The 227-nt window shown below is 28.2% G+C and carries 1 protein-coding gene; it reads left to right on the top strand.

Going from position 1 to position 227, the window contains the following annotated elements; all coding sequences use genetic code 11:
- Positions 1-227 (top strand): family 10 glycosylhydrolase (locus tag AWT72_RS09110; protein ID WP_156413171.1); only part of this gene is annotated, 227 nt, incomplete at both ends.

Below are 227 nucleotides of genomic sequence, written 5' to 3'. Positions count from 1 at the left end.
ACCAAGGTAAAGTTTTTGATAGAAGTCATAGAAAAATTAATAAAGATTTAAAAGGAGTTTGGGTAGCAACAGTAGTTAATTTAGATTTCCCTAAAACTCGTGGGGCAAATTTACAAAAACAAGAAATAGATGAAATAGTATCTAATGTTAAAAGTTGGGGAATGAATGCAATATTTTTACAAATTAAACCATCAGCAGGTGTATTCTATAAATCAAAAACTTTACCT

It is taken from the genome of Oceanivirga salmonicida, assembly GCF_001517915.1.
Lineage (GTDB): Bacteria > Fusobacteriota > Fusobacteriia > Fusobacteriales > Leptotrichiaceae > Oceanivirga > Oceanivirga salmonicida.
This window is presented reverse-complemented; position numbering and strand designations above follow the sequence as displayed.